Annotated in this window: 6 protein-coding genes, 3 tRNA genes and 1 pseudogene; all 10 read right to left on the minus strand. The window is 60.8% G+C overall.

The window, feature by feature from the left end; genetic code table 11:
* Window positions 1–133 precede the first annotated feature (133 nt).
* Window positions 134–1,105 carry an XdhC family protein gene (locus ACIOUG_RS22410; RefSeq protein WP_401068743.1) on the minus strand — a complete coding sequence of 324 codons (972 nt, stop codon included), beginning with the start codon at window positions 1,103–1,105 and terminating at the stop codon, window positions 134–136.
* 1 nt (window position 1,106) lies between these two features.
* Window positions 1,107–2,342, minus strand: a complete 1,236-nt coding sequence (locus tag ACIOUG_RS22415) for a c-type cytochrome (protein ID WP_401068745.1) — start codon at window positions 2,340–2,342, stop codon at window positions 1,107–1,109.
* 2 nt (window positions 2,343–2,344) lie between these two features.
* Complete coding sequence (locus ACIOUG_RS22420) at window positions 2,345–2,884, minus strand: (2Fe-2S)-binding protein (RefSeq protein ID WP_401068747.1); 540 nt, start codon at window positions 2,882–2,884, stop codon at window positions 2,345–2,347.
* Complete coding sequence (locus tag ACIOUG_RS22425; RefSeq protein WP_401068748.1) at window positions 2,877–5,708, minus strand: xanthine dehydrogenase family protein molybdopterin-binding subunit; 2,832 nt, start codon at window positions 5,706–5,708, stop codon at window positions 2,877–2,879. The genes ACIOUG_RS22420 and ACIOUG_RS22425 overlap by 8 nt, the downstream gene beginning before the upstream one ends.
* A 518-nt stretch (window positions 5,709–6,226) precedes the next feature.
* Window positions 6,227–6,303: transfer RNA gene (locus ACIOUG_RS22430), tRNA-Asp, on the minus strand.
* Between the two features lie 94 nt (window positions 6,304–6,397).
* Window positions 6,398–6,474: transfer RNA gene (locus tag ACIOUG_RS22435), tRNA-Asp, on the minus strand.
* A gap of 55 nt (window positions 6,475–6,529) precedes the next feature.
* A tRNA-Val gene (locus ACIOUG_RS22440) sits at window positions 6,530–6,605 on the minus strand.
* Between the two features lie 168 nt (window positions 6,606–6,773).
* The gene (locus ACIOUG_RS22445; RefSeq protein ID WP_401068750.1) at window positions 6,774–7,550 is read right to left on the minus strand and encodes an SDR family oxidoreductase; all 777 of its coding nucleotides are present in this window, start codon (window positions 7,548–7,550) and stop codon (window positions 6,774–6,776) included.
* Entirely contained in the window at window positions 7,547–8,758 is a 1,212-nt protein-coding gene (locus ACIOUG_RS22450; protein WP_401068752.1) for an O-succinylhomoserine sulfhydrylase, read from the minus strand. Before ACIOUG_RS22450 ends, ACIOUG_RS22445 begins: the two co-directional genes overlap by 4 nt.
* A gap of 80 nt (window positions 8,759–8,838) precedes the next feature.
* Window positions 8,839–10,290 (minus strand): annotated as a pseudogene (purF, locus tag ACIOUG_RS22455) (amidophosphoribosyltransferase); the annotation flags it as partial.
* Window positions 10,291–10,331: the final 41 nt, after the last annotated feature.

Here is a 10,331-nt window from a genome sequence, read left to right on the forward strand (position 1 = left end):
GACAAGAAACTGTGGCGAGGGAGCTTGCTCCCGCCGGGTCGCGAAGCGGCCCCTCTTTCATCCAGGAAAGAAGGCCTGCTGCGCAGTCCAGCGGGAGCAAGCTCCCTCGCCACAAATATTTGCAAAGTCCAGATCAGAGTTGATCCCGAGCAATCCCGCTACGAATCCGCAAGATATCCGCCAGCACCGCCAAAGCAATCTCCGCCGGCGTCTTGCTGCCCAGGTTAAGCCCGATCGGCGCATGAATCCGCGCCAGTTCGGCCTCCCCCAGCCCACCAATCCTGCGCAACCGCTCGAAGCGCTTCTGCGAAGTCTGCTGCGAACCCATGACGCCGATGTAAGACGCCTCGGTGCGCACCGCTTCCATCATCGCCAGATCGTCAATACGCGGATCATGGGTCAGCGCCACCACCGCAGTATCGCGATGACAGCCGCCATCGGCGATGAACACCGAGGGCAGTTGCCGACGAATCTCCACGCCATTCAGCACCACGCCTTCAAGCACTTCATCACGCGGATCACAGAGAATCACTTCGAAACCCAGACCCACCGCGAACTCGGCACAGGCCTGCGCCACGCTGGAGTAACCCGCCAGCAGCAAGCGCTGGGCGGCACCGACGCGAATCCGCACCCGATCAATCTCGCGTTCGATGCGCGCGCCCTGCTCGCGATCCGCGAACAGACTGCGCGCACCGCTGGCCAGATCGACCTCGCGAATCAAACGGCGCTGACCAAGCAACGCCGATTCAAGCTCACGCAGATGCGCCTGCACCTCGCAGCCGGCGTCAAATTTCTCTACCAGTACGTCGAGAATGCCGCCACAGGGCAGGCTGACCCGCGAGCGCGGATCATCGCCTTCACCGTAACGCACGACATTGACCGCATCGAGAAACGCACCCTCAGCGACGCGCTCGAGAAAGTCTTCCTCGACGCAACCACCGGACAGCGACCCGATCCACTGGCCGTTATCGTTCACCGCCAGCAGCGAACCCGGAGCACGCGGCGCCGAGCCGTAGGTGGTCAGCACCGTGCAGAGCCAGATGCGCTGCCCCGCCACCGACCACTCCAGTGCCCGCCGCAAAACCTGTAGATCGAGATGCTGCATGTCAGTGCGCCTTGTGCTCGACGGCCGGAGCGTCAGCCTGCAGTTTCTGCACGTCGCTCACTGCCAGCTCTGCCGACTGGCCGCCCCAGCCTTGACGCAGATAGTTCAGCAGATCAGTCAGCTGTTCAGCACTGAGCTTGTCGGCGAAACCCGGCATTGGCTGCATGTGTTCGAACCCGGCGAATTTCTGCTCACCGATGCCGTCCTCGATCACCCGCACCAGGTTGCGCGGATCTTCCAGACGCAGCGTGGTGTTGCCACGCATGGCCACGGCGATGTGCGGTTTGCCTTCGCCACCGACAGCATGACAACCGGCGCAGACGTTCAAATATTCCTGACGGCCGCGTTGCGCACTCGGGCCGAGTTTGTCCGGCGACACTTCAGCCAGCTCTTTGGCTACTGGTGGTTTGTCGCCGAGCAGGAACGTCGCCATCGCCGCCAGATCCTGATCGTTCAGACCCTGGGTGCTGTTGTGGAACACCGGGAACATCTCGTTGAACATCGTGCCCTGGGCGCTCATGCCGTGCTTGAGAAACGTGCTCAGATCCTGCTGATTCCAGCCGCGCGCCGCCAGATCGGTGGCGAGCAGGCTCGGTGCCAGATAACCGTTGAGGATGCCGCCGGTCAGGCGTTTGTCCAGTTGCATCGCGCCCGGCAGGCCACGTGGCGTGTGGCATTCGCCGCAGTGACCAAGCACCTCGACCATGTACTGACCGCGCTTCCAGGCTTCGCTTTTGCCTTCGGCAGATTCCAGCTTCAACGCTTTGCCGTACAGCATGTTCCAGCCGATCAGGCCCGGACGCACGTTGAACGGAAAGCTCAGGCTGGTGACCGGCGCAGCGCGCTCGATCGGCTCGATGGTTTTCAGGTAGGCATGAATCGCATCCGAATCTTCTCGAGGCACCAGGTGGTACGAGGTGTAAGGCATCGCCGGATACAGATTCGCGCCGTCGCGACGCTTGCCTTCGGTCAGCGCAGCGAAGAATTCGTCATCGCTGTACAGGCCGATACCGTGCTCTTTGCTCGGAGTGATGTTGGTGCCGTAGATCGTGCCGAACGGCGAGACGATCGGCAGCCCGCCGGAAAACGGCGCGCCACCCGGCGCGGTGTGGCACGCCATGCAGTCGGCGGCGCGAGCAAGGTATTCGCCGCGCTTGACCTGATCATCAGCGTGAGCAAACAACAGCGGCGCAGCCAGCCCGACCGCCAGGGTCAGGCGGGTCAATAGATGCTTCATGCTCAACCCTCCTTGACCAGGCCGAGATCGGTCAGCACGTTGCGCGTGGCGTTGTAGTAACGCACGTACCCGGTGCAACGGCAGATGTGGTGGCCGAGGCTGTCCTCGATAACCTGTTCCAGCTGGCTCTTGGCGATCGGCTGACGCTGCAGCTTCTCTACCAGCACCGTCGCGGCGTTGACGAAACCCGGCGCGCAGTAGCTGCACTGGAAGGCGAACTCGTCGACGAAGCGCTGCTGGATCGGGTTCAGCTCGGTGACCTGACCGCTCTCATCACGCTTGGCATGACTTTCGATGGTGCGGACTTTCTTGCCTTCGAAGTAATGCGCGCCGGTGATGCAGGTGCGCACTTCTTCGCTGGTGCCGTCCGGGTTGTCGACGATCACCACGCAGGCGTGGCAGATGCCCTGGCCGCAGCCCAGGCGCGAACCGGTGAGGTTTTTGTATTCGTGCAAGTAGTCGATCATCGGCAGGTCATCAGGGATGTCCACCGGGCCGACGGATTGACCATTGAGGGTCAGTTGAAGCGGACGGTTAGCCATTGAGGGCCTCCTTGATGCGCGCAGCAGTGATTGGCAGATCGCGAACACGTTTACCGATGGCGTGCGCCACGGCGTTACCGATGGCACCGACCACCGGGATCATCACCACTTCGGCAATGCCTTTGGACGGATCGCTTGGCGACAGCGGCGGCAGAATCTCCGCGGTCTGCTTCCACACCGCGACGTGACGGGCCATCGGCAGCCGATACCGGTTGAAGTTCCAGTCACCCTCCCCCGGCCCGCCTTCGTACAGCGGCATCTCTTCCATCAGTGCGTGACCGATGCCCATGGCGATCCCGCCTTCGAGCTGGCCCTTGACCAGTTCTTCGACCAGCACCCGACCGCACTCGACCCACGAATGGTGGTTGAGCACTTCGACTTGCGCCGAACCTTTGTTGACCTTCAGCTCGACCAGCGTGGCGACCGGGCTGTAGTAAGTCACTGCGGCGTTGTTCAACTGAACCACCGGGTAGTTGATGTTCTGGCGATCCAGCAGGTGGAAACCCGCCGTGCTCATCAACGCTTTCTTCGCTTTCGGTGCGCCATCGCCGTACTTCACCGCCAGACCGTCGAGCGGCAGACGCTCGCGCACGCCGTCGATGCTGTATTCGGCCTCGGCCCAGCTCCAGCGGTTGAACGCGTGAACGGTGGCGCCGGTCACCAGACCACGCTCGTGAGCATGCCTGGCCAGTTCTTCGAAGCTCAGCGGCTGCATGCCGTTGGCAGTGAGTTTGCCGTCGACCCAATGCGCATCTTCGCGACGCACCACGTAAGGGTTGGCTTGACCGCCGTAAGGGCCCTGACGCCAGATTTCCATGGCCGCCGGCCACAAGCCGTTGTTGAACAGCACGCGCGCCGCTTCACGGGTGGCGTGGCTGAAGTAGTAGGCCGAGTTGGTCGCGGACGACGCCGAAGCCAGTTTGCCGACCCAACGCGGGTTGCGCAGCAGGTTGTCCTGCTCGGCCTGACTCATGATGTAAGGGTTGCCGCTGGTGATCAACTGCATTTCCTTCCATTCGGTTTCGCCGGTCTTCACGTCGTGCGCTGGGCTGCCGAGGAAATCAGCAACGACCAGCGCTTGCGAAGTGGACATGCCAGTGCCGATCTCGATACCGATGTGGCGCAGGGTGATGCGACCTTCAGCGGTGAATTCGATGCTGGCCATTGGCGCTTCGGAACCGGTGCCGAAATCTTTCTGGCAAATGGCAAAACCCACGCCGTACCAGTTGTCCGGGTCGGCGGCTTCGCGCTGCTTCTTGATCGCGTCGCGGTTTTTCCAGACTTCGTGTACCGAGGCCTTGTCGAGAATTTCGTGCAGGCGCAAGGCACCGGCCGGAATCGCGCCCTGGGTGTTTTTCATGCCCGAACGCAAGGCGTTCTTGCGACGCAGATCAATCGCGTCGACACCCAGACGATTGGCGATTTCATCGACCATCATTTCGGTCGACGCCATGCTTTGCAGGGTGCCGTAACCGCGCATCGAACCCGCTTCAACACCACGCGAGTGGTAAGCGGTGACCTGCAGGTCGTTCTGCGGCATGTAATAGATCGACTGCGCTGCCGTGGCGCCGACTGCCGCTACCGACGGGCTGTAGTTGATGCGACCGCCACCGTCGACGCTCATCTCGGCACGGAAAATCTTGAAGCTGTAGTCGTTCTTGTCCACCGCCAGCTGGTAGCGGATGTCGAACGGGTGACGCTTGATGCCGCTCTGGAACTGCTCGTAGCGGTCGTTGGCCAGACGCACCGGCACACCGGCGCCGTACAGCGCAGCGAGGGCCGCGTAGTAGACGAAGATGTTGTGGTCTTTGGAACCGTAGCCCACGGTATAACCCGGGTGCATGTTCAGGTTCGCCAGGCCGAAGCGCGACGGCGCGATCATTTTCGCGGTCTCGGTCGCGGCTTCCAGCGGGCACTGGGTGGCGACCACGAAGTGCAAGGTCTTGGTTTTCGGGTCGTACCAGCCGTTACCGTTGTCCGGCTCCATCGCGGCCGGTTCGATCGACGGGGTCTTGTAGCGTTCGTCGAACACCAGCCAGTTGTCCGGCGGCGTGTCGATCTGCTGCTTCATGCGGTCGGCGTAGAACAGGCCGCGCTCGGTCAGGTTGCCGTGCAGGTTCGGCTGGGAATTCCATACCGGGCGACGGTTCTTCAGCATCGGGAACAGGATCGAGTCCTTGAGGCTGGCGAACTCGTCTTCGTCGGCCGAGGTCGGGCCGCCCACACGCACGTAGCGGAAGCTGCCATAGGGGTCGCCTTCGTAGTACGGCACTTGTGCACCGTAACGAATCGCCTTGTCATTGAATTTGAGTTTGTTCTTGGCCTGACGGAAACGCTCGAAATCGTTCCAGATCAGGATCGCTACCGGATGACCGATGAACATCGGCACTTTGCCTTCCGGCAGCAAGGGGTCCGGCGCGTGCTCTTCCGGAAAGACGATGCCGTCCTTGTCCAGATCGGCAGCGGTGACGATGCGGTCAGGCTGCAAATCGGCGCCAAGCCACGACAGGTCGTAGCCGGCGTAGATACGGTCAGCCTTGATGGTTTTCAGCAGCATGGCGTGGCCTTGCTGTTCAGGCCAGCCGGGCATGTCCTTGGAGCGAATGTCGCGGGCAAATACTTTGTTGCCGCAGACCTTGGACAGGGCGTCGTTACGTTGGCGTGCCTTGCCGTTGTTGCCGAGCCACTTCTCGGACGGCACGGTCACGCTGTTTTCCATCAAGGCAGCCAGCGCCTGAGTGCTGAGCGGCGTGAGCGTGACGCTCACACCCGCCACCAGCCCGCCCTGGAGGAACGAGCGCCGGGATATATCACGGTTGGACATGGATCATCCTCTGGGCGGTTATGTGTCCGCCCTTCTGGTTATCTACTGGGAATCTCGAGTCTTGCAGAAGCCCTTCTTGGCGAAACAAAGGGCGTGTTGACAGTGCAAAGCTGACCGAAAGGTTAACTTTAAAGGTTTCTGTCCTCGCAGCAAACAACCAGTTACAAAAATTTGACCAAAGAATCAAAAAATCAATGCGACGTGGCACCGCATGGCGTCAATCGACCACCCGCCATGCATATGCAACCGCCCCTTCCATGTAGGAGCTGTCGAGTGAAACGAGGCTGCGATCTTTTGCTCCTGCTTCTACGATCAAGATCAAGATCAAGATCAAAAGATCGCAGCGTGCCGCAGCTCCTACAGGGATTTGTGCAGGGCTGGGTAGTGGAGGGAGAAAAGGCTCAAATTTCAGACACAAAAAACCCCGGTCTTTCGACCAGGGTCTTTGCTATCGATTCCGAAACAACCAACGGATGTTTTCGGTGTTTCAAGGCGTTCAGTGGTCCTTGAAACAGATATGGCGCAGCGGACGGGACTCGAACCCGCGACCCCCGGCGTGACAGGCCGGTATTCTAACCGACTGAACTACCGCTGCGTATCGCTTTGAGCTTGCGCTCAAGTAACTCGTTTTGATTGAAAGCTTCGGTGCTTTGCAATCGCGAACCAGACCTGGTCTGACTCGTAAAATATGGCGCAGCGGACGGGACTCGAACCCGCGACCCCCGGCGTGACAGGCCGGTATTCTAACCGACTGAACTACCGCTGCGCGTCGGTGCAGGCACTTTCAGCCTACGCTCTTGCTTACGCAAGTTTCTCGGGAGTGGTGGGTGATGACGGGATCGAACCGCCGACATTCTGCTTGTAAGGCAGACGCTCTCCCAGCTGAGCTAATCACCCGTTTGCATCTCCGAGGCCGCGAAATTTACGCAGGTAGCGAACCTAAGTCAATAGCAGGATTGAAGTTTTTCTGAAAAAGACAAAATTGCTTCATTCCCTGAAGAAAGCAACAACCCTGAAACCGCTATCGCGAGCAGGCTCACTCCTACAGGTTTGCGGCTTCGCTTCTTAGTCCGTGTAAATCATCTTCTTGGTCATGCCACCATCCACGACGAATTCCTGCCCGGTGACAAACCCGGCATTGCGCGACAACAGCCACGCCACCATCGCCGCCACATCCTCGACCGTCCCTACCCTGCCTGCCGGATGCTGCGCATGATCGGCATCGGCCAGTGGCTCGGCGCGGCGTGCGGATGGATCCCGCGCATCAATCCAGCCCGGGCTGACCGCATTGACGCGAATCTCCGGCCCGAGGCTGATCGCCAACGCATGGGTCAACGCCAACAAACCGCCCTTGCTCGCTGCATACGCCTCGGAATCAGCCTCCGACTGACGCGCACGGGTCGAAGCCAGGTTGACGATCGAACCATTGTGCGCGCGCAGATACGGCGCACAGTGCTTGGCCAGCAACATCGGCCCGCTGAGATTGACCGCCAGCACCCGATTCCAGTACGCCAGATCGAGACTTTCCAGGGTGATGTTGTGCGGATCGGCCACCGCCGCGTTGCACACCAGTGCATCGAGACGACCGAACTGCCCAAGCACTTCAGCAACGCCGAGCGCGACCTGACCTTCATCCGCCACGTCCATGGCGATGAACCAGGCATTTTCGCCGAGCACCTTCGCCACTTTCGAGCCGCGTATACGATCCAGATCAGTCAGCACCACTTGCCAGCCTTCACTGATCAGCCAGGCGGCGATGCCCAGACCGATGCCGCGCGCGGCACCGGTGACCAGCGCCACGCGGCCATGGGTGCCCGCCTTCGGAGTGGACAACTCGATCACAACGCCGCCAGACCGTGCGACAGGTCAGCCTGCAGGTCCGCCACATCTTCCAGGCCGACCGCGACACGGATCAGGCTGTCACGAATCCCCGCCGCTTCACGCTCCTGCGGCGCCAGACGGCCGTGGGAGGTGGTGCTCGGGTGGGTAATGGTGGTTTTGCTGTCGCCGAGGTTGGCGGTGATCGAGATCAGCCGGGTCGCGTCGATGAAGCGCCACGCGCCCTCTTTGCCGCCCTTGACCTCGAAACTCACCACCGCCCCGAAGGCCTTCTGCTGACGCTGCGCCAACTCATGCTGCGGATGGCTTTTGAGACCGGCGTAATGGACTTTCTCGATGCCGTCCTGCTGCTCCAGCCACTCGGCCAGTTGCTGGGCGTTGGCGCAGTGCGCCTTCATCCGCAGGTTGAGGGTTTCCAGACCCTTGAGGAAGATCCAGGCGTTGAACGGGCTCAAGGTAGGCCCGGCAGTGCGCAGGAAACCGACGACTTCTTTCATCTGCTCGCTGCGGCCAGCTACCACGCCGCCCATGCAACGGCCCTGGCCGTCGATGAACTTGGTCGCCGAGTGCACGACAATGTCCGCACCGAGCTTCAGCGGCTGCTGCAAGGCCGGTGTGCAGAAGCAGTTATCGACCACCAGCATCGCGCCTTTGGCGTGAGCGATTTCCGCCAGCGCGCTGATGTCGACCAGTTCGGCCAGCGGGTTGGATGGTGACTCGACGAACAGCAGTTTGGTGTTCGGCTTGATCGCCGCGTCCCACGCCGACAAATCGGCCAGTGGCACATAGTCAACCTGCACACCGAAACGCTTGAAGTACTTCTCGAACAGGCTGATGGTCGAACCGAACACGCTGCGCGACACCAGCACGTGATCGCCGGCGCTGCACAGGCTCATCACCACGGCCATGATCGCGGCCATGCCAGTGGCGGTGGCGACCGCCTGCTCGGCACTTTCCAGTGCCGCAATACGCTCTTCGAACGCGCGCACGGTCGGGTTGGTGTAGCGCGAGTAAACATTGCCTGGCACTTCCCCGGCAAACCGCGCAGCCGCATCGGCAGCGGTGCGGAACACGTAGCTGGAAGTGAAGAACATCGGATCACCGTGTTCGCCTTCCGGCGTACGGTGCTGACCGGCACGTACGGCCAGGGTATCGAACGCTACGCCTTCAAGGTCGCTGTCCAGCCGACCGGCATCCCATTCCTGACTCATGCTGTCACTCCTTGCCCTGTTCTGAATAATTGAAAGTCTTTCGCCGGATACAAAACCGGCCCCTCAGGGCCGGTAGAAACTCAGTTGTTGTACAGATCAATGATCGCACTGACCGCCTGGGTCTTGACCTTGGAGGCATCGTTGCGTGCCTGTTCGATCTTGTTCAGGTAGGCCTCGTCGACGTCACCGGTGACGTACTTGCCATCGAACACCGCGCAATCGAAGTTTTCGATCTTGATCTTGCCGCCACCGACCGCTTCGATCAAGTCAGGCAGATCCTGATAGATCAGCCAGTCAGCGCCGATCAGGTCAGCCACATCCTGGGTTGAACGATTGTGCGCGATCAGTTCGTGCGCGCTCGGCATGTCGATCCCGTAAACATTCGGGAAGCGCACAGCAGGAGCCGCCGAGCAGAAGTAAACGTTTTTCGCGCCGGCTTCACGGGCCATCTGGATGATCTGCTTGCAGGTGGTGCCGCGCACGATCGAGTCGTCGACCAGCATCACGTTCTTGCCGCGGAATTCCAGCTCGATCGCGTTGAGCTTCTGGCGAACCGATTTCTTGCGCGCCGCCTGGCCCGGCATGATGAAGGTCCGGCCGATGTAACGGTTCTTGACGAAGCCTTCGCGGAATTTCACGCCCAGGTGGTTCGCCAGCTCCAGCGCGGCGGTACGGCTGGTGTCCGGAATCGGGATGACCACGTCGATGTCATGCTCTGGACGCTCGCGCAGGATCTTCTCGGCGAGTTTCTCGCCCATGCGCAGACGCGCCTTGTACACCGACACGCCGTCGATGATCGAATCCGGACGCGCCAGGTAAACGTGTTCGAAAATGCACGGGGTCAGCGACGGGTTGGTCGCGCACTGACGAGTGTGCAGCTTGCCGTCTTCAGTGATGTAGACCGCTTCGCCCGGGGCCAGATCGCGGATCAGGGTGAAACCGAGCACGTCCAGCGAGACGCTTTCGGAAGCGATCATGTACTCGACGCCTTCGTCGGTGTGACGCTGGCCGAACACGATCGGACGGATGCCGTGCGGGTCACGGAAACCGACGATGCCGTAACCGGTAACCATCGCCACCACCGCGTAACCGCCGACGCAACGGTTGTGCACGTCGGTCACAGCGGCAAACACGTCTTCTTCGGTTGGCTGCAGCTTGCCGCGCTGGGCCAGCTCGTGAGCGAACACGTTGAGCAGCACTTCCGAGTCGGAACTGGTGTTGACGTGACGCAGGTCGGATTCGTAGATTTCCTTGGCCAACTGTTCAACGTTGGTCAGGTTGCCGTTGTGCGCCAGGGTGATGCCGTACGGCGAGTTGACGTAGAACGGCTGCGCTTCGGCCGAGGTCGAGCTGCCGGCGGTCGGGTAACGGACGTGGCCGATACCCATGTGGCCGACCAGGCGCTGCATGTGACGCTGCTGAAACACGTCACGCACCAGGCCATTGTCCTTGCGCAGGAACAACCGGCCATCATGGCTGGTCACGATACCGGCAGCGTCCTGGCAGCGGTTATTTAGCAAGGTTAGAGCTTCTTACTGCTGTTTATTTAGTTTATATTTTATGACGTTTCATT

The sequence above is a fragment of the Pseudomonas sp. NPDC087803 genome, from assembly GCF_044742995.1.
GTDB lineage: Bacteria > Pseudomonadota > Gammaproteobacteria > Pseudomonadales > Pseudomonadaceae > Aquipseudomonas.